The 25,789-nt window shown below is 37.8% G+C and carries 23 protein-coding genes, 1 pseudogene and 3 riboswitches; of the genes and pseudogenes, 20 read left to right on the forward strand and 4 right to left on the reverse strand.

The window, feature by feature from the left end; translation table 11 throughout:
- Positions 1–52 precede the first annotated feature (52 nt).
- The 3 genes from DFR79_RS10715 to DFR79_RS10725 all read left to right on the forward strand — a co-directional run bounded on the left by DFR79_RS10715 (position 53) and on the right by DFR79_RS10725 (position 2,939).
- Entirely contained in the window at positions 53–964 is a 912-nt protein-coding gene (locus DFR79_RS10715; protein WP_133515489.1) for a diguanylate cyclase domain-containing protein, read from the forward strand.
- A 49-nt stretch (positions 965–1,013) separates the two neighbouring features.
- Positions 1,014–2,228, forward strand: coding sequence for a pyridoxal phosphate-dependent aminotransferase (locus DFR79_RS10720; protein WP_133515490.1), 1,215 nt, complete (start codon positions 1,014–1,016; stop codon positions 2,226–2,228).
- An 84-nt stretch (positions 2,229–2,312) separates the two neighbouring features.
- Positions 2,313–2,939: a ThuA domain-containing protein gene (locus tag DFR79_RS10725; RefSeq protein WP_133515491.1), complete on the forward strand. Its 627-nt coding sequence runs from the start codon at positions 2,313–2,315 to the stop codon at positions 2,937–2,939.
- Positions 2,940–3,007: 68 nt separating this feature from the next.
- On the opposite strand, the gene DFR79_RS10730 is transcribed toward DFR79_RS10725, so the two are convergent.
- From DFR79_RS10730 to DFR79_RS10740, 3 genes are all read right to left on the reverse strand, one after another.
- Positions 3,008–4,942 (reverse strand): TRAP transporter permease, encoded by a 1,935-nt coding sequence (locus DFR79_RS10730; protein WP_133515492.1) that lies wholly within the window; start codon positions 4,940–4,942, stop codon positions 3,008–3,010.
- Between the two features lies 1 nt (position 4,943).
- Positions 4,944–5,447, reverse strand: a complete 504-nt coding sequence (locus DFR79_RS10735; RefSeq protein ID WP_133515493.1) for a DUF1850 domain-containing protein — start codon at positions 5,445–5,447, stop codon at positions 4,944–4,946.
- Positions 5,448–5,579: 132 nt separating this feature from the next.
- Positions 5,580–6,539 (reverse strand): TAXI family TRAP transporter solute-binding subunit, encoded by a 960-nt coding sequence (locus DFR79_RS10740; RefSeq protein WP_133515494.1) that lies wholly within the window; start codon positions 6,537–6,539, stop codon positions 5,580–5,582.
- Positions 6,540–7,019: 480 nt separating this feature from the next.
- On the opposite strand from DFR79_RS10740, the gene DFR79_RS10745 reads away from it, so the two are divergent.
- From DFR79_RS10745 to hydE, 4 genes are all read left to right on the forward strand, one after another.
- Positions 7,020–7,277: a TM1266 family iron-only hydrogenase system putative regulator gene (locus DFR79_RS10745; RefSeq protein WP_133515495.1), complete on the forward strand. Its 258-nt coding sequence runs from the start codon at positions 7,020–7,022 to the stop codon at positions 7,275–7,277.
- A gap of 137 nt (positions 7,278–7,414) precedes the next feature.
- The gene (gene hydG, locus DFR79_RS10750; protein WP_133515496.1) at positions 7,415–8,863 is read left to right on the forward strand and encodes a [FeFe] hydrogenase H-cluster radical SAM maturase HydG; all 1,449 of its coding nucleotides are present in this window, start codon (positions 7,415–7,417) and stop codon (positions 8,861–8,863) included.
- 390 nt (positions 8,864–9,253) lie between these two features.
- A complete protein-coding gene (hydF, locus tag DFR79_RS10755) occupies positions 9,254–10,540 on the forward strand; it encodes a [FeFe] hydrogenase H-cluster maturation GTPase HydF (protein WP_133515497.1) in 1,287 nt (428 codons plus the stop codon).
- A complete protein-coding gene (gene hydE / locus DFR79_RS10760) occupies positions 10,541–11,584 on the forward strand; it encodes a [FeFe] hydrogenase H-cluster radical SAM maturase HydE (RefSeq protein WP_133515498.1) in 1,044 nt (347 codons plus the stop codon).
- Between the two features lie 137 nt (positions 11,585–11,721).
- Here hydE and DFR79_RS10765 read toward each other — a convergent pair whose 3' ends face one another.
- Complete coding sequence (locus tag DFR79_RS10765; RefSeq protein WP_243727779.1) at positions 11,722–13,476, reverse strand: SulP family inorganic anion transporter; 1,755 nt, start codon at positions 13,474–13,476, stop codon at positions 11,722–11,724.
- Positions 13,477–13,703: 227 nt separating this feature from the next.
- Between DFR79_RS10765 and DFR79_RS10770 the strand changes: the two genes are divergently transcribed.
- The 13 genes and pseudogenes from DFR79_RS10770 to DFR79_RS10825 form a co-directional block, all read left to right on the forward strand.
- Positions 13,704–15,632 (forward strand): SLC13 family permease, encoded by a 1,929-nt coding sequence (locus tag DFR79_RS10770; RefSeq protein WP_133515499.1) that lies wholly within the window; start codon positions 13,704–13,706, stop codon positions 15,630–15,632.
- Between the two features lie 230 nt (positions 15,633–15,862).
- Positions 15,863–16,237: a DUF2089 domain-containing protein gene (locus tag DFR79_RS10775; protein ID WP_133515500.1), complete on the forward strand. Its 375-nt coding sequence runs from the start codon at positions 15,863–15,865 to the stop codon at positions 16,235–16,237.
- A 94-nt stretch (positions 16,238–16,331) separates the two neighbouring features.
- Complete coding sequence (locus tag DFR79_RS10780) at positions 16,332–16,733, forward strand: SHOCT-like domain-containing protein (protein WP_133515501.1); 402 nt, start codon at positions 16,332–16,334, stop codon at positions 16,731–16,733.
- Positions 16,734–16,822: 89 nt separating this feature from the next.
- On the forward strand, positions 16,823–16,966 hold the full coding sequence (locus DFR79_RS16135) for a hypothetical protein (RefSeq protein ID WP_166638035.1): 144 nt from the start codon (positions 16,823–16,825) through the stop codon (positions 16,964–16,966).
- A 64-nt stretch (positions 16,967–17,030) separates the two neighbouring features.
- Positions 17,031–17,135: riboswitch (TPP riboswitch) on the forward strand.
- A 43-nt stretch (positions 17,136–17,178) separates the two neighbouring features.
- A complete protein-coding gene (thiT, locus tag DFR79_RS10785; RefSeq protein WP_133515502.1) occupies positions 17,179–17,709 on the forward strand; it encodes an energy-coupled thiamine transporter ThiT in 531 nt (176 codons plus the stop codon).
- A 16-nt stretch (positions 17,710–17,725) separates the two neighbouring features.
- A riboswitch (TPP riboswitch) is annotated at positions 17,726–17,827 on the forward strand.
- 170 nt (positions 17,828–17,997) lie between these two features.
- Positions 17,998–19,284 (forward strand): phosphomethylpyrimidine synthase ThiC, encoded by a 1,287-nt coding sequence (thiC, locus tag DFR79_RS10790; RefSeq protein WP_133515503.1) that lies wholly within the window; start codon positions 17,998–18,000, stop codon positions 19,282–19,284.
- Between the two features lie 125 nt (positions 19,285–19,409).
- Positions 19,410–19,907: an energy coupling factor transporter S component ThiW gene (gene thiW / locus DFR79_RS10795; RefSeq protein ID WP_133515504.1), complete on the forward strand. Its 498-nt coding sequence runs from the start codon at positions 19,410–19,412 to the stop codon at positions 19,905–19,907.
- A 62-nt stretch (positions 19,908–19,969) separates the two neighbouring features.
- Positions 19,970–20,809: a bifunctional hydroxymethylpyrimidine kinase/phosphomethylpyrimidine kinase gene (thiD, locus tag DFR79_RS10800; RefSeq protein WP_133515505.1), complete on the forward strand. Its 840-nt coding sequence runs from the start codon at positions 19,970–19,972 to the stop codon at positions 20,807–20,809.
- Between the two features lie 29 nt (positions 20,810–20,838).
- Positions 20,839–21,543, forward strand: a complete 705-nt coding sequence (gene thiE / locus DFR79_RS10805; RefSeq protein ID WP_133515506.1) for a thiamine phosphate synthase — start codon at positions 20,839–20,841, stop codon at positions 21,541–21,543.
- On the forward strand, positions 21,489–22,292 hold the full coding sequence (thiM, locus tag DFR79_RS10810) for a hydroxyethylthiazole kinase (RefSeq protein WP_208107535.1): 804 nt from the start codon (positions 21,489–21,491) through the stop codon (positions 22,290–22,292). Before thiE ends, thiM begins: the two co-directional genes overlap by 55 nt.
- Positions 22,293–22,468: 176 nt before the next feature.
- Positions 22,469–23,800 carry a DUF438 domain-containing protein gene (locus DFR79_RS16245; RefSeq protein ID WP_133515507.1) on the forward strand — a complete coding sequence of 444 codons (1,332 nt, stop codon included), beginning with the start codon at positions 22,469–22,471 and terminating at the stop codon, positions 23,798–23,800.
- Between the two features lie 62 nt (positions 23,801–23,862).
- Positions 23,863–25,164 (forward strand): radical SAM protein, encoded by a 1,302-nt coding sequence (locus tag DFR79_RS10820; RefSeq protein ID WP_133515508.1) that lies wholly within the window; start codon positions 23,863–23,865, stop codon positions 25,162–25,164.
- 73 nt (positions 25,165–25,237) lie between these two features.
- A riboswitch (molybdenum cofactor riboswitch) is annotated at positions 25,238–25,356 on the forward strand.
- Positions 25,357–25,365: 9 nt separating this feature from the next.
- A pseudogene (locus DFR79_RS10825) lies at positions 25,366–25,701 on the forward strand (aldehyde ferredoxin oxidoreductase N-terminal domain-containing protein); the annotation flags it as partial.
- Positions 25,702–25,789 lie beyond the last annotated feature (88 nt).

Consider the following 25,789-nt stretch of genomic DNA (forward strand, 5'->3'; position numbering starts at 1 on the left):
ATTCAGAACCAGGATAGGGTAAAGCAGTAGTGCTGGAAGAGGAGATAGTATAATGAACAGTGATAAAACTATTTTAATAGTTGATGACAGCAAATTGAATATTCAGGTCTTAAGTGATATATTAAAAGAAAAGTCATACAGGATTGCTTTAGCCAGAAGTGGAATAATGGCTTTAGAATTTGTGAATATGAAAAAACCTGACCTGATACTGCTCGATATCATGATGCCCGAAATTGATGGTTTTGAAGTCTGCCGCCGTTTAAAGGCTGATCCGGAAACTAAAGGTATTCCAATTATTTTTATCAGCGGTCTGGATAAAAGTGAGGATATTGTTAAGGGTTTTAAGGCGGGAGCAGTTGATTATATAGTTAAACCTTTTCAAAAAGAAGTTGTTCTGGCGAGGGTTAATACTCATTTAAAACTTAATGAGACCCAGAGAAAGCTCGAAAAAACCAATGCTGAGCTAAAAGAATTGCTGAATGAAGTCGAGTATTTATCCTTCCATGATGAAATGACAGGATTATATAACAGAAGATATTTTGAGAATGAACTTGGCAGACTATCTACTTCACGCCGAATCCCGATTACTCTGATGGTGGCTGATATGGACAAATTGAAACTTATTAATGATAATTATGGTCATAAGATGGGAGATCAGTACATTAAGGGGACAGCAGAAGTTTTAAAAGAGTCAGGCCGGGATGAAGATATAGCTGCCAGAATTGGTGGAGATGAGTTTGCAATTATTCTGCCGGAAACAGGTTTTGAGGCTGCTGATAAGATCTATCAGCGGATTAAAACTAATTTGAGGAAATATAATCAGCAGCAGGAGCTGGTAGAACCGCTCAAGTTGTCCCTTGGATTTGCTGTTAAAACAAAAAAAGAGCAGAATCTTGATCAGGTATTTAAAAAAGCGGATAAAATAATGTATAATAATAAAAGAAAAAAGATTTATTATGACTGAAAAGAGTTACCAGTGAGCAGCGAGTATTAAGTAAAATGGAGGCTTAAATATGGATTATATTAAAAAATCACTTAAGTTGCAAAAAGTTTGTTATGACATTCGAGGACCAGTGCTGGATGAGGCTACTCGATTAGAAGAAGAGGGCTATAATATTTATAAGTTGAATATTGGAAACACAGCTCCTTTTGGTTTTAATGCCCCGGATGAGATTATCCATGATGTGATGTATAATTTGAAAAATTCGCAGGGATACTGTGAATCGAAAGGGATTTTTCCTGCCCGAAAAGCAGTGATGCAGTATTATCAGAAAAAAGGAATTATGGATGTGGAGATTGATGATATTTATATCGGGAATGGGGTTAGTGAATTAATTACAATGGCTATGCAGGGGCTGCTGGATAATGGAGATGAGGTTTTAATTCCAACACCTGATTATCCTCTCTGGACAGCTTCGGTTAATCTTGCCGGTGGTAAGGCTGTACACTATATCTGTGATGAACAGTCAAAATGGTACCCTGATCTGGATGATATTAGAGCTAAAGTTAATGAGAACACCAGGGCAATTGTGGTTATTAATCCAAATAATCCAACTGGAGCTAATTATCCGGAGGAAATTTTAGAAGGAATTATTGAGATTGCCAAAGAAAATGAGCTGATAATCTACAGTGATGAGATTTACGAAAAAATAACCTATAATGGGGCCGAGCACACTTCAATTGCTACTCTGACTGAGGATGTGCTGGTAGTTACCTTTAGTGGACTTTCTAAATCACATCGAGTTCCTGGATTTAGAGCTGGCTGGATGATGCTCAGCGGCCAAAAATATCATGCCGAAAGTTATATTGAAGGTTTAAATATGCTGTCTTCTATGCGGCTCTGCAGTAATGTACCTTCTCAATATGCTATTCAGACTTCTCTGGGGGGATATCAGAGTATTGATGATCTGGTACTGCCGGGTGGTCGGCTTAAAGAACAGCGTGATCTGGCCCATCAGCTGCTGACAGATATACCGGGAATTAGCTGTGTTAAACCAGAGGCAGGTTTGTATCTTTTTCCAAAAATCGATACCGAGAGGTTTAATATTACCAATGATGAACGTTTTATTCTTGATTTTTTAACTCAGGAGAAGGTGCTTTTGGTTCCGGGGAGCGGCTTTAACTGGCCAAAACCGGATCACTTCAGACTGGTCTTTTTACCACCGGAGGAAGATTTGAAAATTGCTATTGGGCGGCTGAAGAAATTTTTAAGTACCTATCAACAGTAATCATTTTGATATTTTGATTATAGAATAATATTTTGATTTTTAGTTAAAAATGAGAGTTAGTTCAATCGAAAAGGAGGCTGACAGATGAAAAAGGTACTGGCCCTGGTCGGAGACTATTATCATCCTTCCGACTATTTAAAACAGGCTTTGAAAATGATAATTAAAAATAATTATCAGCTTGATATTTACAGTAATCATCAGGAAGTAGACTGGGAAGGTTTAATGAAATATGATGTTTTGATTTTAGCAACCTGGGGTAAAATAAATGATCCAGAGGATGAGGCTTACTGGCTTGATCAATATCACGAAAAGAAAATTGACCAGTTTTTAGCAGAGGGTGGAAAATTATTTTTAGTTCATTCCGGGACAGCAAGTTACCCCAAGGATGGACTTTTTAGAGAAATTGCTGGAGGACATTTTATTCAACATCCGGAGGAACATCCTCAAATAACAGTAAAAGCTGCTGCTGATAATTCGCTGACTCAGGGAATTAAGGACTTCGAAATTACAGATGAACAGTACTTTATGGATGTGGATCCAGAAGTTGAAATCTTTTTAAAAGCTGAAAGCGATCAATTTGGAGAGAGCACAGCCGGCTGGTGTAAAAACTACAAAAAGGGAAAGGTGATTGTTCTGACCCCGGGCCACACTCTGGAAGTATTTGAAGAAGAAATGATGCAGAAATTAATTAATAATATTTTAGAATTATAAAGTTAAAACCCTCTTGAAGTAATTTAACTTCAGAGGGCTTTTTTTGTGTGAATTTAATATTTACTGGTTTAGGCAGTTTTTGGCTTAAAATCTTCCTTATTTTTAAACTGCAGATATAAGACGATCCCCAGAAGTAAAATCCCCAGGATATCGGACTCCCAGCCCGGAATTAAGAGACCATAGGCACTTCCTAACAGCAGCAATCTTTCTATAATAGTAGTCTTTCGGTTTAGATAACCCAACACTGCCGCTGCCAGCGAGAATACTCCCAGAATCGAACTTCCGGTAATTAAAATTACCTGAACCACTGTAGTATCTATCAACAGCAGGGAAGGAGAATAGGCAAAGACAAAAGGAACCACAAAACCGGCAACTGCAAGTTTAACCGCCGTCAGTCCAGTTTTAAATGGATCGGAGCCCGAAATACCCGCACCTGCATAAGCAGCTAATGCTGCTGGCGGTGTCAGATCAGCTACCACACCAAAATAAAGTACAAACAGATGGGCTGCTAAAATTGGTACTCCCAGCTGAGTTAAAGCAGGAGCAGCCATTGTTGCCAGCACAATATAAGTAGCTGTTGTAGGTAAACCAGTTCCCAGAATAGTACAGGCAACCATAGTAAAAAAGAGAGCCAGAAAGAGATTTCCATTAGCAAGAGCGACAGTTAGACTTGTAAACTTAAGTCCAAGGCCGGTTAGAGTTGTGACTCCAACTATAAAGCCAACTGAGGCACAGGCTGCAGCAACTCCCAGAGCAGAAATTGCTCCTTCTCTCAAGGTATCAAGTAGATCCTGTAAGTTCATCCGGGTATCTTTTTTGAAGAAACTTAAGGCAAAAGAGACCAAAATACCAAGAAAAGCAGCCCTTAAAGGTGTATAACCTCTGAATAAATAATAGAAAATAATAATCAAAGGAGCTATCATATGACCTCTATTTTTTAAAACAGTTAAAAACTTTGGGATCAGATCTTCTGTCATTCCCACGAGGCCCTGTTTTTTTGCCTCAAAGTGAACCATTAATCCAACTGTTATGTAATACAAAATTGCTGGTAAAATAGCGGCTCTGGCGATTGTGACATAGGGTACTCCAATAAATTCGGCCATGATAAAGGCAGCAGCCCCCATGATTGGCGGCATTATTTGTCCACCTGTAGATGCTGCGGCCTCTACAGCAGCTGCAAATTGAGAATTATAACCAACTCTCTTCATTAAAGGAATAGTAAAAGATCCAGTGGTTACTGTATTTGCTACTGAACTTCCAGAAATAGAACCCATTAAACCACTTGATACAACTGCAGCTTTAGCCGGGCCTCCGGTCGTCCTTCCTGTAAGAGAAAGAGAAAGATCAATAAATAAATCACCAAGCCCTGTTCGTTTGGCAAAGGCACCCAGGAGTAAAAATAAGAAAATATAAGTTGCTGATACTCCCAGCGGAATTCCGAAAATACCTTCAGTAGTAAAATACATATGACTTGCAATTCGGGACCAGGAATAACCGCGATGGGCCAGCATTCCAGGCATTTGTTGGCCATAATGAGCATAAATTAAAAATAGAATTGCAATGACAGGTAATTCTGGACCTAAAGCTCTTCGAGTTCCCTCCAGAACAATGATAATTGCCAGTATTGCCATCATCTGATCAACCTGAGTGTACATTCCAGCTCTGTGAACAAGTTCTACATAATTAAATATAATATAGGAAGAAATAGCAATACTTCCTAGAGCTAAAATTAAATCAAGGGCCAGTATAAACTTACTTTCCTTTTTATCTTTTACTGCTGGATATAAAAGAAAAATAAGGGTGAAAATAAAGCCCAGATGAACCGCCCGCTGTTTTAAGGCCAGCAGTATTCCAAAACCAGCTGTATATAGGTGAAATAAAGATAAAGTTATTGCAATTGTAGAAACTAAGATTGCTGCCAGTCCAGTATAATGTCTGTAATCTGCACTGGGATCATATTTTTTTAATAATTCATCTTCTTTTAAATGTTCTTTTTCAGCCATTTTAAAACCTCCTTAAGATAAATGTAAAATAGCTAATTTTTTCAGTCTTAATCTGCAGTAGAGTTCCTGTTTTTAAATTTTTGTATAGTTTGAAACTCTCCTGGTTGAAAATAAATTCATGTTCTGCATAATCACTGACTCTGAGCATAATTTCTGGTAGAAACTGATCTATATTTTTAATATAAAATCTGTCATTTTCTACTATATAATCTCCCTGTTCAGCAGAGGTGGGGAGACCAGCTCCATAAGACTGATATTCTGTTCCTGTTAATAATATTTTTCCATCTTTGATTTCAAAGAATTCAAGTACAGGGGTTCTGGCAACTGAGTGCTGATACTTAATCACAAAATTATCACCAGCTTTTACTTTTTCTTCCCAGATGATTTTATCTGCTTTATAATCAATAAGCTGCAGAGTATTAACTTTAAAAACAAAGAGTGAAAATACTATAATAAAAAGCAATAATCCAAACAAAAAAAATTTAAATACTTTATTTTTATTCATAAAAATGAGAGCCGGGTATTTTTCAATACCCGGTTTTCCTCCTTCTAGATAGATTTTAGAGGCTTAATATTAATTTAGTCCAATAATTTAAATCATTGATTTATTATAATTTAAGCCTATTCTAAAATCTGATTACTTTACCTCATCATAATATTTTTGAGCACCAGGATGAAGTTTAACTGTCATTCCATCCAGAGCACTTTCTAGTTTAATATCTTTGGCTCTATCATGAGCTGCAATTAAAGTATCTCTGTTTTCGAAAATGGCTTTGGTAATATTATAAACAACATCTTCACTTAACGCTGCATCTGCAACAAGAATAGCTTTTAATGCCACAGTCTGAACATCCTTTTCTAAACCATTATAGGTTCCTGCTGGAACAGTTACACCGGTTAGATATGGATAAGCTTCATTTAATGATTCAATATCTGAGTCACTAAAGTTAAGCAGTGAAATATCCTGAGTTGCTGCAACATCCATCACAGCTGCAGTTGGAATACCGGCTGTTAAAAATGCGGCATCAATCTGTCTGTTTTTAAGTCTACTTGCTGCTTCTCCAAAGGATAGATAATCTTCTTCAATGTCTTCATAAGTTAAACCAAAGTGTTTTAAAATCTGGCTGGCATTTGCTTCAGCACCACTACCAGGAGCACCGACAGCTACACTTTTACCTTTCAGGTCTTTAATACTATCTATTCCAGACTCATCCCGAACAATAATCTGAATAACTTCTGGATATAAAACAGCAATACCTCTCATATTATTAACCTGACTATCTGCAAATTGATTTTGACCATTTACAGCATAGCTGGCAATATCATTCTGAAGAATTGCTAATTCAACCTGTTGATTATAAATTAGACGAGTATTTGTTACAGAAGCTCCAGTAGATTGAGCAGAGGCATTGATATTCTCTACATTCTCGTTGAGGACTTTTGCAATTGCACCACCAATTGGATAATAAGTACCTGAGGTACCTCCGGTTGCGATTGAGAGGAAAGTAGTATCCTGTGCAGCTGCCATTCCACTAATTAAAAGACTAAAAACAATAACAGCAGTTAAAATAACTAATGAGTTTTTCTTTTTTAACATATTCTTATATCTTCTCCCTTCTTGTTGTAAAAAAAATTTAATGCTTTAACACTTTAATATATATTTTTTTGAGATTAAAGTGTTCCTATCTAATTTTACTATATCTAAAGTCAAAAAGCAAGAATCTGTTACAGCATTTAAAGACAATTAAAGCTTATATCCGGGGATTATAGTATACAAATGTCTTATAAACTCACAATCCCAAAAAAATAAAAAAATTAATATTTTTTTAGTGAAAACTTGAACAAAGAGTCAAAATGAGTTATAATATTATCAAAGTTAATATCTGATCAGCCGGGGCCACCTGTCTGAAAGGAGATCATATTTTAGCACTTCCTGAATTTAAGGATAATTTCTGAAAATCAGGGAAGGGATCTTTCTATGTCTAAATTTAGGTAAATATATATAGGTACCAGGTATCAAAAAGCATTTTTGTACCTGGTACAAGAGAAATATATCACAATTAATGGAGGAACGAGAATGAAAAAAAGAATTGGCTCAGTAGCAGTTGTTGTAGAAAAAAGAGAAAAGGTAAGTGATCGCATTAATAAAATTTTAAGTAAAAATGCTGACTGTATTATCGGCAGGATGGGAATTCCTTCAGCTGAACATGGTCTATCAATGATTTCTTTGATTGTAGAGGGAACCCCGGATGAGATTGGAGCAATGACAGGTCAATTAGGAAATCTGCCGGGAGTAAATTTAAAATCGGCTTTGACATCAGTGGAGGTTGAGTAAATCTTACAGCTACCGTTTACTTGTCGTTTTAAATAGATTTATGTCAAAAAGAATAATTTTTAGACTTTTTTCGACATAAATCGGGAGGTAAACGGTAGGTGCACTTTAAAAGCAAATTAAGAGGAGGAATTATATTAATGAGTAATATTAATTATTTTAAAGAGGAATTTGGAGAGGATTATCGGACTGAAGTCTGTGACTATATAACTGATGAGAAAATTGAGGGAATTCTGGCTGAGGCGAAAGAGCCAGGTCAGGAGGAAGTAAATAGAATTGTAGAGAAAGCGTTAGAGTTAAAAGGGATTAGTCCAGTTGAGGCAGCAACCTTACTGCAGGTTGAGGATGAGGAGTTGATTGACCGCTTCCTGGAAGCTGCTCGAAAAGTTAAGGAAGAAATTTATGGTAAGCGGCTTGTTATTTTTGCTCCCCTATATTTTGCCAACCAGTGTGTTAATGACTGTCTTTACTGTGGTTTTCGCAAGGATAATCACCTTGTAGATCGTAAAAAATTAACTCAGGCTGAAATCAGAAATGAAGTTGCGGCTTTAGAGAGAGAGGGTCATAAAAGATTACTGGTTTTAACTGGTGAGGCTCCTGTAACTGATTTAGATTATGTAGTGGAAAGCATTAAAACTGCCTATGATGTCAAAACTGAAAATGGGGGCGAAATTAGAAGAATTAATGCAGAAATTGCTCCTTTAAGCACTGAAGATTTCAAAAAGCTAAAAGAATCTGAGATAGGAACTTATACCTGTTTTCAGGAAACATATAACCGCAAACAGTATGCAAAACTACATCCCTCAGGACCAAAGAGTAATTATGAATGGCGGCTTTCAGTAATGGATCGAGCTCAGGAAGCAGGAATTGATGATGTGGGAATTGGGGCTCTGTTTGGACTTTATGATTATAAATTTGATGTTATTGGTATGCTTTTACATGCTGAGTATCTGGATAAAAAGTGGGGAGTTGGACCTCATACAGTTTCAGTTCCCAGACTTAACCCAGCAATGGGAACTCCCCTTGATGAAGTTCCTTATCCTGTCTCAGATGCTGATTTTCGCAAACTGGTAGCAGTTTTAAGACTGGCAATTCCTTATACAGGTATGATTTTATCGACTAGAGAAACTACAGAGATGAGAAATGAATTATTTGAGCACGGGGTTTCTCAGATATCTGCTGGTTCCCGGACAACCCCAGGTGGCTATGAGAAAAAGGAAAATAATAAGGAAGAACTGGCCCAGTTTTCACTCCATGATCTGCGTCCAATTGACGAAATTATTTCCGGGATAGCTAAAGATGGCTATATTCCGAGTTTCTGTACAGCCTGTTATCGTCTCGGTCGGACAGGAAAAGATTTTATGGATCTGGCCAAGCCGGGTAAGATTCAGGAATTTTGTCGTCCTAATGCAATGCTAACCTTTAAAGAATACCTGGAGGATTTTGGAACAGAAGAGAGCCGCAAACACGGTAAGCAATGTTTATCTGATCTGATGCAGAATCTGGAAAATGATAATCCGAAGTTAGCTAAAAATATTGCTGATAAGCTTGATGCGATTTCAGATGGAGAGCACGATTTGTATCTTTAGATTTTAAGTTGTTACCATTTTAGAATAGTTAATATTTCAAGCATCAAATTCTGATCTGCTCCAAATTAAGATTAAAGAAGGGAGTAAGATTATTGTTTCAGCTTAAATCTGACTTCCTTCCCGATTGCCACATCCTGTGGCACGGTCAGTGACAAACCTCGTGTTTGTCAGTCAGATTTAATCATCATAATAATCAACTTCTTCTAATTAATTTTTCTAAGTCACAGAACAGAATTTGATGCTAAAATATTTTCCGATTTTAAATTTAAATAAAACTTAAAATCTAAAGCTAAAATTTTGATGGAGAAAGTTATTTCTATTTTACTGATGATAATTTACAGTATAACTAATTTCAAGTTAAGAAACTATTATAAATAAGGAAGTGGAAAAATGAATTCAACAGCAAAGGGAGATCGGCCGCATATTGCAGTTTTTGGCAGGCGAAATGTTGGAAAGTCTTCTTTAATCAATAAACTGACAAATCAGAATCTGGCCCTTGTTTCCAGCCAGCCGGGAACAACAACTGATCCAGTCTATAAGGCAATGGAACTGCTGCCGATTGGACCGGTGATGATGATTGATACAGCAGGGATTGATGATCAGGGTGAGCTGGGAGAAATGCGAATCAAAAAGACTAAAGAAATTATGCGTAAGACTGATCTGGCACTGCTTGTTATTTCAGTTGTGCAGGGTGCAGGCGAGTTCGAAACTGAATTAATCAGGGAGTTTAAAGAAAGAGATATTCCTTTTATAACTGTTTTAAATAAGGTTGAACTTCTGGATCCAGAAGGCAAAGAGCAGGCTCCAGTTTTAGAGGAATTCGATCGATTTTTTGAAAAACATGAGCTGGAATTTATAAAAGCCAGTGCAGAAGCTGAAATCAATATAGATTTAATTAGAGAAAAAACCGCAGAGAAAATGCCTCAGGACCACAGCCGGGATACAATTATGGGAGATTTAATTGAGCCGGGAGAGGTAGCAGTTTTAGTGACTCCCATTGACAGTGCTGCTCCTAAAGGGAGACTGATTCTGCCTCAGGTGCAGACCATCAGGGATATCTTAGATCATGATGCTACAGCCCTGGTGACCAAAAAAGCGGAAGTAAGCTCTGAAATCAATAAATTAAAAAAGAAGCCTAAAATTGTAGTTACTGATTCTCAGGCTTTTGAAATGGTATCAAAAGAGGTAGCTCAAGATATTTTAATGACAGGGTTTTCTGTTCTTTTTGCCCGCTACAAAGGTGATCTTAATACTTTTGTCCGGGGTGCAAAGGCAATGGATAAATTGAAAGCCGGTGATAAGGTTCTGGTAGCTGAAGCCTGTACCCACCGCCGCCAGAAGGATGATATTGGAACAGTTAAAATTCCCAACTGGATCCATAATCAAATCAGTCCTGAAATTGAATTTGAACATGTGGCAGGCAGGGAGTTTCCGGATAATCTGGAAGAATACGCCCTGGTCTTGCACTGCGGCAGCTGTATGTTAAATCGCAAAGAAGTTTTATCAAGGTTAGAGGAAGCAAAAAAGGTAGGAATTCCGGTAATTAATTATGGAATTGCAATTGCCTGGCTGCATGGAATTTTGGACCGCGCCTTAAAGCCTTTTCCAGAAGCGCTGGAGCTCTGGCAGCAGGATCAAATAGAAGTCAAGCAAGAAGAAATAGAAGAGGTGGTTTAGTTGAATCAATTTGAAATAAAAAGGCTGGTTGATCAGGCCTATGATCAGGCAGAATTAAATAAAGAAGAAATTACAGCTCTACTGGCTGCAGATATTGATCAGCTTGATTATCTGCTGCAGCAGGCAGATCAAAAAAGGGAAGAAATCTGTGGAGATGAGGTTCATTTAAGAGCCATCATTGAGCTTTCAAGCTACTGCAAACAGAACTGTCATTACTGCGGCTTGAGAAAAGATAATCAGAAACTTGAGCGTTATCAGTTAGAAAAAGGAGAAATTATTAAAACTGCTCAGATGGCAGCTGAACTTGGTTATCAGACCGTTGTTCTGCAGTCGGGAGAAGATGAATATCCGGCAGCTGAAATTACAGAGATTATAAAAGAGATTAAAAACACCACCGGGATGGCAATTACTTTAAGCCTCGGAGAAAGAGATTTTGCTGCCTATAAACTCTGGCGGGAAGCCGGTGCTGACCGCTACCTCTTAAAACATGAAATTGCAGATCGCGCTTTATACGAAAAGTATCATCCGGGAATGAGTTTTGAGAATAGAATTGAAAGCCTTAAATTTTTAAAAACAATTGGCTATCAGATTGGAAGTGGGGTCATAATTGACCTACCGGGACAGACTCCCGAAATTATGGCCGAAGATCTGCTTTTATCTCAGGATTTAGAGCTTGATATGATTGGCTCGGGTCCATTTATTCCCCATCAGCAGACACCGCTTAAAGATAGTAAAACTGGAACAGTAGAAATGACTCTAAAGTTTACTGCTTTAAGTCGACTGCTGCTGCCGCTGGCCCATATTCCGGCGACTACTGCCCTGGGTACAATTGATGATCAGGGACGGCAGAAGGCTCTGCTGGCTGGAGCCAATGTGGTAATGCCCAATGTGACAGATTCTATGTACAGAGCAAAATATCAAATTTATCCGGAAAAAATCTGTGTTAATGAGGAAGCAGGAGACTGCCGCCAGTGTATTGGTGGAATCATTGCTTCTCTCGGCCGTTTTGTCAGTCAAAATAAAGGACACAGTCTGAGAAAATAAAAATAATCAATCGGATTATAATCGGATTAAAAAAAATTATAAAATTAAATAAGGTTTAAAAGAAAAAAGCTCCCATTCAGGCTGTAATTAACTTTAACAGCTGTGATGGGAGTTTAGTTGTTTATTTAATTATTTTATTATTCATTGTTCTTATTTTTCTGATCTTTATCTGTATTTTGCTCATCATTATTCTCATCGTTATTCTTATCTTTTGAATTTTTTCCCTTTCCAGAATCATTTTGGCTTAAGTCGAGGGCTTTATGAGTGGCAGCAAAATATTCAGTTTCTGGTAAATAAATATTGTCTTCCCCAACTTTTTCTGCAAGTCCGATTTTGCGGAAAATTTTAAGCAGCCGCTCATTAACTCCGGTCAGCATTATTTCTCCACCATTTTCCTGCACCTGGTTTACAAATTCTTCTAACACCTTGATGATTGTAATATCAATTCTTCTAACATTTCTCAGTCTGATAACAAAATCTGTCTTCGGTTCATAAAATTCTTCCAGCTGATCCTTTAAATCATCTGCCGCACTAAAATGAACTGCTCCTTTAAGATCAACAACTCGTGCCTGTCTGGCAGAAATGTTTGATTCAGCTGTTTTCTCATGTTTGACATGGTGTAGATGATAACCTTCGTCATCCTTTTTTTTGTCATAATATAACATATCAATATCAGCTTCTTTGGAAATTCGTAAGACTACCACTAAAGAGACCAAAACTCCGAAATAAATTGCCTGATCAATATTTGGTAGGACAATGGTGGCAATAAAGGTTGTACCAAAAATTAAAGCGTCTCCCTTGGTAGTTTTAAGATTTCTGATTACTTCTTTTAGATCCAGGATTCCAATTGCTGCCGAGATAACAAGTCCTGCTAAAACAGAAACTGGAATGTAGGCCAGATAAGTTCTGAAAAATAGAATAAATAGAACAATAGAAATAGCAGAGAAAAATTGTGAAACTCTATGTTTGGCTCCTGCACTTAAATTGGCAAAAGTTTTTGCAAAAGAAGAAGAAATAGCAAAACCACTAAAAAACGAAATAACCATATTTGTAATTCCCTGACTTCTAAATTCGCGATCAAAGTTAGGTTCTTCTTTTGTTTTTAAAGCAAGTGACTGCAGGACAGCCATAGTCTGGATTAACCCAAGCAGGGCAATGGAAAAAGCTTTTGTATAAACCTGACCTATAAGATGCCAGTCCAGGCTTAAAAGATTAAAGTCTATAATTCGTTTTGGAATTTCACCGACAAGTGGTATTGACTGATTAATTTCGGTAACTGTAGTAATAACGGTCATTAAAACAACAGTTATCAGATATTCGGGCAGTGATTTTTTAATTAAAGGAATTGTAAAGATTAAAATTAATGTTACAGCACCTACTATGAGATTAAGATAATTCAACTCGGAGATATTTGAAATAAACTGTAAGCTTTTGGTGATTACATTTGAGCCACTGACACTGACACCTGTAAAATTTTCTATTTGAGAAAATAGAATCAATACAGCTGCTCCGTGTGAAAGCCCAACCACCACCGGGTGGGAAATGTATTTTATTAATTCACTTAAGTTAAAACTGACCAGTAAAAATTGAAAGAGACCGATTAAAAAGGTGGTTAAAAATATGACCTGCAGATAATTTTCTCCCTGAAAGCTGCTTAAACTACTGTAAAGAGCCACTGTCAACATATTTGTAGGGCCCACAATTACATAAGAGGAAAAATTAAAGATAGAAGCAGTAAACATAGAGAAAATAGAAGCGTAAATACCATAAATGGGATTGATTCCTAAAATTAAAGCATAGGCCATATTCTGCGGTAGTGCAATAGTAGCAGTAGTTAAACCACTCAACATATCACCACTATATTTTTTAATTAAATCTTTTATAATTTGCAAGGTGATTCACCTCAGTTTTTTTATTATAATCAAACTTTGCTTCTAGTTTAACAGGCCAGCATGAAAGTTTCAATTGAATTTGAAAACTTTTAAAATTAATTTATCTGCAAACTGAATTTTAGTTATCAAATTTTTCTATATCCTAGAAAAAGAAATTGAAATTTGTTAAAATTAAGTGTAAAGATCTAAGTCTGGATAATGATTATTTAAGGAAAAGAGGTGCTTAAATGTTTCTAACTAAAAAGAAATATTCTATAATTTTGTTTTTAATGTTGATTTTACTGATTTTTACTTTAAATATATCTGCTCAGAACCCACAAATGAATGGACCAGTGGAGGAATTTAAGGTTCAGAAGCAGCTGAACAGCAGTATAATTTTTATTTTAATTGTAATTGCTCTCCTGCTGGTTTTATTTGTCTGGGAACCGATGCCAATTAGCTTATTAGCATTACTGGTACCAATAATTCTCACTATTTTTAATCAGTACAGCAAATTATCTGTAGAAGACTCACTATCTGGTTTTGGTAATCCGGCTACAATCACTGTGATGGCAATGTTTGTTTTTAGTGCCGGTATTCAGCGCAGTGGTGCAGTACAGCTTTTGGGAGATAGAATTTCTCAGATAACAGGTAAAAATCCTAAAAGACAGATTGCCCTGATTTCTATTTTTACAGGTTCTACCTCAGGAATTATTAATAATACGCCTGTGGTGGCTGCACTGATTCCGATGGTCAGAGAATTGGGGCGCAAAACTAATGTGTCTCCCTCTAAATTATTGATTCCCCTCTCTTATGCAGCAATGCTGGGAGGAACCGTAACTTTAATTGGTACTTCTACTAACCTGCTGGCAAGTCAGGTTTCGGAAAGAATGCTGGGGCACCCCTTTTCGATGTTTGAATTTTCGCTGCTGGGGATTATTGTTTTAATTATCGGTATTATTTACCTGCTGACAGTTGGTTTTAAGCTTGTTCCGGCAAGACTGGAGGTTGAAGATGATTTAACTGATGAATACGAAGTACGAGCTTATCTGACAGAGGTTTTAGTTGGAGAAGACTGCAACTTTGTGGGTAAAAGTTTTGAAGAAATTACTGAAGATAAGGAATTAGATTATGATATCATTAGAATTATACGCAATGGCAAACAGTTTATGGAGCCCTTAAATGCAAAAACGGTCAGAGTTGGAGATCATCTAATTATTAGAGCCAGACAGGATACTTTACTGGAATTGACCAGAAGCAAGGGGATGAAAACCCTGCCGGAAATGGTTGTTGATGATGATGCAATTGAGCAGCCGCTGGCTGGTGAAACCCTGGTGGAAGTTGTGGTTCCTGCTCATTCCTTTCTGGTCAATAAAACTTTAAAGGAGATTAACTTTCTGGAAAGATATAATTGTAATGTTCTGGCCTTAAGACGTGGGGAAGAACTGACTCATCAGAAAATGGAGGATTATCGTTTTCAGCCAGGAGACCTTTTGCTATTACTGGCTACCGAAAAAACTCTGGCTAGATTACGAAAAAATAATAATTTTATTATCGATCGAGAATATGATCCAAATTTATTTGATCAGAAAAAAATGTATATTTCTCTGGCAATCCTTGTGTTTTTTATAAGTACTGTTTCCCTTGGCCTACTGCCGGTTGCGATCGCTGCTTTAAGTGGAGCTTTTTTGATGGCTTTTAGTGGCTGTATCAATAAAAATGATTTTTTTGATGCCATTGACTGGGATGTATATTTTCTGCTCTCAGGTTTAATTCCAATGGGCATGGCAATTGAAAGATCAGGTACAGCTGCCTATATTGCTGTTAATATAAATAATTTAACTTCTGTGCTCTCGCCGGTATTTATTTTGATGGTTATTTATTTGCTGACTTCTCTTTTAACAAACCTGATTAGTAATAATGCCAGTGTACTTTTAATGCTGCCGATTGCAGTGGGAACTGCAGAACAGCTGGGTATCAATCCTTTTGCTTTTGTAATTACTACTACCTTTGCTGCCAGTGCTGCTTTTGCCAGTCCAGTTGGCTATCAAACCAATCTTATGGTTTATAGTTCGGGTGGATTTAAATTTAGAGATTTTATTATTGCAGGTGCTCCGCTGCAGCTGATGATGACTGTAATAGTTCCCCTGCTGGTCAGAATGATCTGGGGTTTTTAAGTGATTTAAATAATCTAAAATATTATCTGTTCTAAAATAAAATAATTTTAAAAATAATTATTTTCTGCAAAAGCTGAAGCAATCAACTTTAAATTGGTTGCTTCAGCTTTTTTGATACCTAAATTAATATATTTAATTTTTTTATTAATATAATTAATTTTTTTAAAAAATACTTTACAAATCTTAATTTTTGTTTTATAATATTAAATAAGAAAGCGGGGTGAAGTTAAATGAGTTATCCAATTCCATCTAAATGTCCTACCTGTGAAGGAAAATTGAATGTGACTGAACTAAAATGTAATAACTGTCAGACTAAAATCAGCGGTGATTTTTACCTGGATGAGCTTTTTCAATTAAATTATGAGCAGCAGCAGTTTTTAAAGATTTTTATTAAAACTAGAGGCAATATCAAAAATATGGAAAAAGAGCTCGAGATGTCCTATCCCACAGTTAGAAATAAGCTGAATGAGTTAATTAAGACTTTAGGCTATGAAGATGATTTTGTTGAGGAAGAACAGCAGGAAAAAAGAAGAGAGATTCTGGATCTGTTAGAAGCGGGAGAAATTGAAGCGGTTGAGGCAGCTCAGAAATTAAAAGAGATTTAAGTTGAATTTTGATTTTGAGCGATGATTTTGTATTGTTTAAGCTGTGTCTTAATTAAAAATATAAACTATTAAAATTAAAAGGGAGTTGAAAATGATGAAAGAAGAGAAAATGAGAATTTTAGAAATGCTGCAGGATGGTAAGATTAATGCTGAAGAAACTGAGAAATTACTGGCTGCTTTAGGTGAAGAAGAGTCCGGGCAGTCAACAGCTGTTCAGTTAAAAAGCAGAAATGAAGGTGCAATTGGGCAGGCTGGAAAGAAAAGACACTTAAGAATAATTGTTAATGAAGCTGGAAAAGATAAGGTGAATATGTCTTTACCACTTGGAATTGCAAAAAGCCTTTTGAATTTTGTGCCTCAGTCGGCAAAAGATAAAATGGCGGCAAAGGATATTGATTTAGATTCGCTGACCAAAACTATTGATGACCTTTCGGAAGAAAAAGAAATTTTAAGAGTTGATGATGAAAATGAAACTGTGATAATTCGGGTTGAGTAGTCTTTTTTTAAAATTTCCGAATAAAAATTGCCTTAATGATAATTAAATTATATAATTAATTTAAATTATGAGTACGAGAGGATGATATTATGCCTCAAACTAAAGAAGAAATTAAACTAGATTTATATCAAAAACTAGCTGAAGCAGAAAATGAAATAAAAAATGGTGCAGAATTATTAGATGGTAAGCAGGTTTTTTTAGAGCTAAGGAAAAAATATCAAGATTTCATTTGATTAATTTAAACTACTATTGTATAATACAGCTAGATAGAGATTTCGATATGACTAGATTTAAAAAAATTAAAGACTGGGGAGCCAAACTGGAGGCTGAGAGGATGAGCAATCATCGACCCATTAACCTGAACCTGGTAATGCAGGCGTAGGTAGGCGATATAAAGACATTAAACCCTCCGGTTTGCTCCTCACAAATCAGGAGGGTTTTTATTATGCAAAATAAATTTTCAACAAGAATGATGGCCGAAATTGGGGTGGCTGTTGCTCTGGCAGTTGTGCTTAATTTCCTCAAGCTCTGGCGGATGCCTCAGGGTGGTTCGGTTAGTTTAGAAATGCTGCCGATCTTTGTAATTGCTTTTCGCTGGGGTCTGGGTGCAGGAATGTTTGGTGGTCTGGCCTATGGACTGCTGCAGCTGATGTTTGGAGCTTATATTATTCATCCAGTTCAGCTGATTATGGATTATCCTCTGCCCTATATGGTTTTAGGAGTAGCAGGAATGTTTAAGATCAGAAAAGATGAAATTATTCAGCCTCTTAAAATGTTCTGGGCGGTGGTAGTGGCCTCGGCATTAAGGTTAATTGTTCACATCTTGTCAGGAGTAATCTTTTTCAGCAGTTATGCACCAGAAGGACAGAATGTCTGGGTTTATTCCACAGTTTATAATGCGACATTTTTGATTCCGACTACTATAGTTACCTATATTGTACTGATAATTGTAATGAAGGCCTTAGAAAACAAATAATGCAATCGATACAATTAAATATTTACAGGGGAGCCTTACGGCTGAGAGAAAGCAGATGCTTTGACCCTCAGGACCTGATCTGGATAATACCAGCGAAGGGAGTTGTGCAGCAGTGATTATTTTAATAATTGCTTAAGTTATTAAACACAGTTTCCTTAGTTGGGGGCTGTGTTTTTTGTATTTTAGAGAATTTAAAATTGAGGATTTAAAATAATCATTTAGTAGTAAAATTTCAAATTAAGAACAATTAAAATAAAAAACAATTCAAAATAAGAGGAGCTGACAATTATGACTCAGGTAACAAGAGCAAAAAAAGGTGAGATAAGTGCAGAGATGAAGCAGGCAGCAGCGGCGGAAGGGGTAAGTGCAGAATATATTAGAGAAAAAGTGGCAGCAGGAGAAATTGTGATTCCGGCAAATATAAATCACAGTAATCTGGAAGCTGTAGCTTTTGGAAAGGGTTTAAAAACAAAGGTTAATGCTAATTTTGGAACCTCTGAAGACTGTAATCAGATTGAAAATGAATTAGAAAAATTAAAGGCAGCAGCTGCAGCTGGTGCAGATGCGGTTATGGATCTCTCAACCGGAGATAAGATTAAAGAAACCAGAAAGGCTATTTTAGATAATTCCAAACTGCCGGTGGGAACAGTACCTATTTATCAGGCAGCTGTAGAAACCGTAAAGTCCGGCCGGGGAATAATTGAAATGGAAGTGGAAAAATTATTTGGAGTGATTGAGAAACAGGTGGAAGAGGGAGTCGATTTTATTACTGTTCACTGTGGTCTGACACTGGAAACTCTCCGGCATCTGGCAGCTGAAGGCAGGGTAACTGATATTGTCAGCCGTGGTGGTTCCTTTATGGCAGCCTGGATGCTGCATAATGATCAGGAAAATCCACTTTTTGAGTACTATGACCGCTTATTAGAAATCTGCTATAAAAATGATGTAACTTTAAGTCTTGGTGATGCTCTCCGTCCTGGCAGCCTGGCAGATGCAACAGATAGAGCTCAGATCCATGAACTTTTAGTGCTGGGAGAGCTGGTGGATAGAGCCAGAGAAGCAGATGTTCAGGTAATGGTAGAGGGTCCGGGCCATGTGCCCTATGATCAGATTGAAACAAATATTAAACTGCAGAAAGAACTCTGTAAGGAAGCTCCTTTTTATGTGCTGGGACCTCTGGTTACAGATATTGCAGCCGGTTATGATCATATTACAGCTGCAATTGGTGGTGCGGCAGCGGCAGCGGCGGGAGCAGATTTTCTCTGTTATGTAACTCCAGCCGAACATATTGGTCTTCCGGATATTGATGATGTGCGGGAAGGAGTAATTGCCTGCAAAATTGCAGCCCATGCAGCAGATATTGCAAAAGGAGTTAAGGGAGCAAAAGAGAGAGATAATCAGATGGCAGCAGCCAGAAAGAAATTGGACTGGGAAAAACAGATTGAACTGGCTCTGGCTCCAGAAAAATTGAGAGAATCGAGAAAAGAACATAATCAGTCTTTAAAAGCCGAAGATGCCTGTACAATGTGTGGTTCCTACTGTGCAATGAAAATAGTGGATCAGCAGCTTAGTTAAATAATTTTTAAATTGTAATTTAGTAGAATTCAAGTAAAAATTAAAGAAGATTGGCGGCGACCAAAACTAACTATAAAACTAATTATCAAAGAAAATATTAAATTAATTCTGAAAGGATGATTAAAATGGATAATAAAAAACTGACCTTTTCTGCACTTTTAATTGCTCTGGGAACAATGACAGGACACTTGATTTACATTCCGGTGGGAGTGGCCAAAGCTTTTCCGGTTCAGCATTTAATTAACATTTTATCTGCTGTTTTACTGGGGCCGGCCTATGCAGTCTGGAATGCTTTTGCAATTTCTCTGCTCAGAAATATGCTGGGCACTGGTTCTCTGCTGGCTTTTCCGGGCAGTATGATCGGGGCCCTAATTGCCGGACTGCTTTATCAAAAGTTTAAAGATCAGCGCTGGGCCCTGGCAGGAGAGTTAGTTGGAACAGGGCTTCTGGGAGCAGTGGCCGCCTATCCGATTGCCCGTTTTTTGATGGGCAGCAGTTCGGCAGTCTTTTTCTTTGTCATTCCCTTTTCTTTGAGTGCAGCCGGAGGAGCGGTAATCGCCTATTTATTCTTAAAAGCAGTAGAAAAAGCAGATAAACTATCATTTATTGAAGATTTAAACTAAAAAAGTAGAAATTGTTTTTTTAGATTAGAAGATTGAAATAGCAGTAAAAGGAGCTGATTAATTTGAAAAAGGTTTTGACAATTGCCGGTTCTGATTCGGGAGGAGGAGCCGGGATTCAGGCCGATTTAAAAACAATGACTGTCCATCAGGTTTATGGAGCCTCTGTAATTACTGCAGTCACAGCTCAGAATACGCTGGGGGTTCAGGATGTCAAAACCCTTTCGGCACAGGCGGTTGCTTCCCAGCTGGATTCTGTTTTAAGAGATATAGAATTTTCCGCTTTAAAAACCGGGATGCTGGCCAACAGTAAAATTATTGCAGAGGTAGCTTTAAAGATCAAAGAATTTTCTCTGCCTAATCTGGTAGTGGATCCGGTTATGGTAGCCACCAGTGGAGATCTGCTTTTAGAAGCAGAGGCAGTAACGACCTATCGGGAAAAACTTTTTCCACTGGCAGAAATTATTACACCTAACCTGCATGAAGCACGGGTGCTGGCAGGAGTCGCTCCAGAGGAAGCTGTTGATTCTCATTATCTGGCTGAAGAATTGATCAAATACGGCAGCAGCTATGTACTGATTAAGGGCGGCCACAGCAGTAAAGCAGAGCTCACAGAAAAAGCTGTTGATTTACTTTATGACGGCAGTCAGTTTATTGAATTTGAAGCAGAATATATCCCAACAAAGAATACTCACGGTACTGGCTGTACACTTTCGGCTGCAATTGCTTCTAATCTGGCTCGAGGAATGGAGATGGAAAAAGCAGTGGGCAAAGCAAAGGAATTTATTACCGGGGCCATCAAAAATCACTTTCCTGTTGGTCAGGGTAATAGCCCGGTTAACCATCTCTGGCAGCTTGAAAAGCAGCAGGAAGAACCAATCAGCAGTTCTCTTAAATTTGTCTAGCAGAATAACACCATAGGAGGAAAGATAAAATGCTAAACTGGGATCTCTACTTAATTACGGAAGAGAGTTTATCAGCCGGCAGAAAAAGTCTTGAAGTAGTTAGAGAAGCAGCAGCTGCAGGGGTAGATGTAATTCAGCTGCGGGAGAAAAATTTAAACCTGCGGGAGAAATTCCAGCTGGGACAGCAGATTAAAAAAATCTGTGTCCGGCACGGAATTACCTTTATAGTCAATGACCGGCTTGATCTGACCCAGGCCTTAGATGCAGATGGGGTTCATCTGGGGCAGAGCGACCTGCCTCTGCGATCTGCCCGCAGAATTTTAGGGCCGGATAAGATTATTGGCCTTTCTGCCTGGCAGAATCAGGAAATCACAGCAGCTGAGGCTGAGGGAGCAGATTATCTGGGTGTGGGAGCAATTTTTAAAACTAAATCCAAGCAGCTCAATTCAGATAAAAATGGAATTGGTCTGCAGAGGTTGGCCGAAATCAGACAGAGGACTGATTTACCGCTGATAGCAATTGGAGGCCTGACTAAAGATAATGCGACTCAGGTAATTAAAAGTGGTGCTGACTGTATTTCGGTAATCACAGCTCTGACCAGGGCGGAAAGAATAGAAAATGAAACCCGAGAATTTAAAAAGATTATTAGAGAAGCAAAATCAAAAAGGAGGGCAGTAAATTGTCAGCAGAAAATGATAAAACTGCAGCAGAATTTTCTCAGAACTGGAAACTAATTAAAAAAATCATTAAAGCAGAAAAGCCCCTGATTCATCATATTACCAATAATGTAACTGTTAATGACTGTGCTAATCTAACTTTGAACTGGGGAGCTCTGCCGGTGATGGCCCCGGCAGCAGAGGAGTCAGCTCAGATGGTAGAAAATGCAGCAGCTTTAGTTTTAAATCTGGGTACAATTTCTTCCCGGCAGCTTGATTCGATGCTGAAAGCAGGCAGGAGAGCAAATGAACTGGAAATTCCCATCATTTTAGATCCGGTTGGAGTTGGAGCAACGAAATTTAGAACTGAAGCAGCTCAGAAAATATTATCGGAGCTGAATATTGACCTGATTAAGGGTAATAAAGGAGAAATTTCTTTTCTGGCCGGGAAAGCTGCTGAGGTCAAGGGTGTAGAATCAATTGGTGAATATAGCGATATTGGAAAAAGTGCAGGGGAGCTGGCCCGGAAGCTGGGGGCAGTAGTTGTGGTAAGTTCAGAAGTTGATTTAATTTCTGATGGTAGTCAGCTTACAGAAGTTGATCGAGGCCATCCACTGTTGGGAGAAGTTGTAGGCACCGGCTGTATGCTGGGCTCAACCCTGGCAGTCTTTACTGCAGCTGCCGGCAGCTCAAGTTTATCTTTATTTGAGGCAGCCAAAACAGCAGTCTATTATTATTCTCTTGCCGGCGAAAAAGCAGCAAAAAAAGAAGCCACTCCTGCCAGATTCAAAATTGAATTTATGGACCAGATTTATTTATTAAGGTAGTCTTATTATTTCCAACATATTATTTATTTCCATTATAACTTTTTCAAACTAAGCCAGTCCCGGTCCAGGGCTGGTTTTTTTCTGTCTAAAAGCACATCAGCCATTGCAAAAAGATAGCAGAAAAGATAAAATAAAATTAACTAAAAATTAAAACTAATTAACTGGAGGCTGATTTGATGTCCGAATTTATAAATAATAATGAACAGAGAGTCCAGCAGCTGCTGGAATTTTCGCTGGGAATGATGGCCGGTAAAAATGGAAAAGAACTGATAGATAAATATCAGGAAGCAATAGAAAATGTAACTCCCCATGACATGATTGCCATGGAGGATTTGCAGATTAAAAAAGGTATCAAACCGGCTGAGATCAAAGATGATATAGAGAAAATAATGAATGTTTTAAATCCACAGCTGGAAAAATATGAGTGGGATAAGCCAGAGGAAGGCCATCCCCTCTATTATTTAATGCAGGAAAATAGAGAACTGGAAAAACTGCTGCGGAAATTCAAAGACAATATTAAAAAGATAGAATTTGATTCAGAAGCGGTAAAAGAGGAAGAAATCGAGAATTTACGCAGTCTGACCGTTCAGCTGCAGGAATTTGATAAGCATTTTGTTAGAAAGGAGAATATACTCTTTCCCTATCTGGAGAAAGAATGGGAAAATTATCGGCCCTTAAAAGTTATGTGGTCTCTGCATGATGATATCCGCAAAAACTTAAAGAAACTGCTAAATTTGCTCAGCGACAGAGAAAATTTTAATCTGGAGATCAGACAGCTCCTTGGTGAAATTTTAATGTTAATGTACAGAATGATTTTTAAAGAAGAAAATGTAGTGTTTCCGGTAGCAGTGGAAACCTTAACTTTAAAAGAATGGAAACAGATTCAGCAGCAGAGTCTGCAGATGGGCTATGTCTATATTGACCCACCAGAAAAAAATATTTTAACTAAAAAAGCTAAAAACTCAGATTCGAAAAAGAAAAGTTCAGGTCAGCAGGCTCATTCTGGATCCCATCCCGGGGAAGATTCTAATTATACTCATCCGGGTTCCCTGCCGGAAATGGAATCAGATACTGTGACCGGGGGAATTCCTTTAGAAGGTGTGATGCTGGGTCTGGGGACAGGTCATTTGAGTCTGGAAGAATTAAAAATGATGATTAATAAGCTGCCGCTTGATATCACATACGTTGATCAGAATGACCGGGTTAAATTTTTCTCCAACCCGGAAGAGAGATTTTTTCCCCGCTCTAAAGCTATTATCGGCAGGACAGTTCAGAACTGTCATCCACCGGAAAGTGTTCATATTGTGGAAAAAATTCTAACTGCTTTTAAAGAAGGAGAGAAAGATAAAGCCCGTTTCTGGATTCAAATGAAAGGTAAATTTGTTTTAATTGAGTATTATGCTTTAAGAGATGATAATGGAAATTATCGGGGCACAATCGAAGTCAGTCAGGATTTAACTGAACTTAGAGAATTGGAAGGTGAACAGAGGCTGCTTGACTGGGAATAAAAATAAGAATAAAGTCCTCAGTAGAATTTTAAAATAATGAAAGCAGCGGGAAGGGGCAAATTATGCAGTTTTTAATCAATAATCCACAGTTCTGGCGCAGTGCTGGTTTAACGGGAGAACTCCCGGAAACAGTGGAACTTAAATTAAAAGATGGTAAGCTTGAACTGCCGGAAGAATTAAAAGAAAAAATAGGTCTTGAATCCGGGACTGAAGTTAAGCTTCAATTTAATCAGGATGGGATCTATATCGAAAGAGCTGATCCCAGACTGACAAGAATTTATATTGAACCAACGAGTGACTGCAACCTGAACTGTAAAACCTGTGTCCGGCATTCCTGGGATGAAGAGATGGGATTTATGGAGATGGAAGCTTATTCGAAATTAATAGAGGAGCTTAAAGATTTTAAGGGGCTGGAGAAAATTTCTTTCTGGGGAATTGGAGAACCGCTTTTTCATCCTCGGATTGCAGAAATGATTGGGCTGGCTTCCCGGCTGGGAGTGAAAACTCAGATAATTACCAACGGTCTTTTGCTGGATCAGGAAAAAGCAGAAGCCCTACTTGAAGCCGGCCTGGACAGCCTGGTCGTTTCTGTAGATGGGACTTCTCCGGAAACTATGGCTGATATTCGTTCCGGTGCAGATTTAAAAACTGTAATTGAAAATGTACAGAACTTTCGCAGTCTGCGGAATAAAAAACAGAAAGAGTGTGAGATTGGAATTGAATATGTAATAATGAAATCCAATGTGGATGAACTTAAGGACCTGCGCAAACTTGCCTTCAGGATGGGAGCCTCATTTATTTTTCTAACAAATTTACTGCCCTATACTGAAGATATGACAGATGAGATACTTTATTCTTTTTCTATCAGCCGCTCTCAACCTGAAATAAGAACTGAACACAGGCCGGAGATTTATCTGCCGCCAACTGATTTGAGAGAAGATATTATCCGTGATCTATCTGCAGTGGGAGGAAAGTCAAGTTCGATCAGCACAACCCAGGTTCCATTTAATCCGCATCGTGGTTACTGTAAATTTGTAGAAGATGGCTCAATTGCAGTCAACTGGCAGGGAGAGGTCAGCCCCTGTATAGCTTTAATGCACAGCTATGACCTCTATATTAGAGAACGAGAAAAACATATCAATAAATATTCTCTGGGAAAAATAACGGAAGAATCTCTCTCAGAAATCTGGAATAAGGAGCAATTTAAGGATTTTCGCAAAAAAGTTAAGGAATTTCCTTTTTCAGACTGTACTCAGTGTTCTGGCTGTGAGATGTCTAAAGAAAACGAAGAAGACTGCCACGGCAACGAATTCCCGGTCTGTGGAGACTGTCTCTGGGCTCGAGGAGTCATCCAGTGTCCTTAATTAATTAAAATTTAATCTAAAAATAAATAATTTTCTAAAAATTAAGCAGGAATTGAGCTCTAAATACTGAATATTAATAATATACCTTCGAGTCCTTTTGCCTGTGGAATTTTCTATGGTGACTGGACCGCCGGGTTGAGGAAGAAATGACTCAGCCTCCCGTGCTTGGAAAGAAGAGTAATTTTAAAGGAGGTATAATTAATGGGTAAAATTTATGAGTATCAGGTTTTGCGAGTAGACTTAACAAAGGAAGAAATTAAGCGAGAAACAATTACAGGTGAAAATGTTAAAAACTATCTTGGGGGTAGAGGTTTAGCATCAAAAATTCTATATGATGAAATTGATCCAAAAGTTGATCCATTAAGTCCGGAGAATAAGCTGATTTATGCGACTGGACTTTTAACTGGAACAGCAGCTTCTACCGGTGGCCGCTATATGGTTGTCACCAAAGGGCCTCTCACAGGGACTATTGCCAGCAGTAACTCTGGTGGATTTTTTGGAGCGGAATTAAGATTTAGTGGAAATGATATTATGATTGCACTGCGAAAAGTCTAAAATAATTCAAAACGAACTAAATTTACAAAAATATTGCTAAAACAAAGCCTTCAAACCTGGGCATCCATTC

It is taken from the genome of Halanaerobium saccharolyticum, assembly GCF_004362045.1.
Taxonomy (GTDB): Bacteria; Bacillota; Halanaerobiia; order Halanaerobiales; family Halanaerobiaceae; genus Halanaerobium; species Halanaerobium saccharolyticum_C.

Coding starts and splice junctions, on each gene's coding strand:
- DFR79_RS10715 (WP_133515489.1), top strand. CDS start 53: ATGAACAGTGATAAAACTATTTTAATAGTTGATGACAGCAAATTGAAT.
- DFR79_RS10720 (WP_133515490.1), top strand. CDS start 1,014: ATGGATTATATTAAAAAATCACTTAAGTTGCAAAAAGTTTGTTATGAC.
- DFR79_RS10725 (WP_133515491.1), top strand. CDS start 2,313: ATGAAAAAGGTACTGGCCCTGGTCGGAGACTATTATCATCCTTCCGAC.
- DFR79_RS10730 (WP_133515492.1), bottom strand. CDS start 4,942: ATGGCTGAAAAAGAACATTTAAAAGAAGATGAATTATTAAAAAAATAT.
- DFR79_RS10735 (WP_133515493.1), bottom strand. CDS start 5,447: ATGAATAAAAATAAAGTATTTAAATTTTTTTTGTTTGGATTATTGCTT.
- DFR79_RS10740 (WP_133515494.1), bottom strand. CDS start 6,539: ATGTTAAAAAAGAAAAACTCATTAGTTATTTTAACTGCTGTTATTGTT.
- DFR79_RS10745 (WP_133515495.1), top strand. CDS start 7,020: ATGAAAAAAAGAATTGGCTCAGTAGCAGTTGTTGTAGAAAAAAGAGAA.
- hydG (WP_133515496.1), top strand. CDS start 7,415: ATGAGTAATATTAATTATTTTAAAGAGGAATTTGGAGAGGATTATCGG.
- hydF (WP_133515497.1), top strand. CDS start 9,254: ATGAATTCAACAGCAAAGGGAGATCGGCCGCATATTGCAGTTTTTGGC.
- DFR79_RS10770 (WP_133515499.1), top strand. CDS start 13,704: ATGTTTCTAACTAAAAAGAAATATTCTATAATTTTGTTTTTAATGTTG.
- DFR79_RS10775 (WP_133515500.1), top strand. CDS start 15,863: ATGAGTTATCCAATTCCATCTAAATGTCCTACCTGTGAAGGAAAATTG.
- DFR79_RS10780 (WP_133515501.1), top strand. CDS start 16,332: ATGAAAGAAGAGAAAATGAGAATTTTAGAAATGCTGCAGGATGGTAAG.
- DFR79_RS16135 (WP_166638035.1), top strand. CDS start 16,823: ATGCCTCAAACTAAAGAAGAAATTAAACTAGATTTATATCAAAAACTA.
- thiT (WP_133515502.1), top strand. CDS start 17,179: ATGCAAAATAAATTTTCAACAAGAATGATGGCCGAAATTGGGGTGGCT.
- thiC (WP_133515503.1), top strand. CDS start 17,998: ATGACTCAGGTAACAAGAGCAAAAAAAGGTGAGATAAGTGCAGAGATG.
- thiW (WP_133515504.1), top strand. CDS start 19,410: ATGGATAATAAAAAACTGACCTTTTCTGCACTTTTAATTGCTCTGGGA.
- thiE (WP_133515506.1), top strand. CDS start 20,839: ATGCTAAACTGGGATCTCTACTTAATTACGGAAGAGAGTTTATCAGCC.
- DFR79_RS16245 (WP_133515507.1), top strand. CDS start 22,469: ATGTCCGAATTTATAAATAATAATGAACAGAGAGTCCAGCAGCTGCTG.
- DFR79_RS10820 (WP_133515508.1), top strand. CDS start 23,863: ATGCAGTTTTTAATCAATAATCCACAGTTCTGGCGCAGTGCTGGTTTA.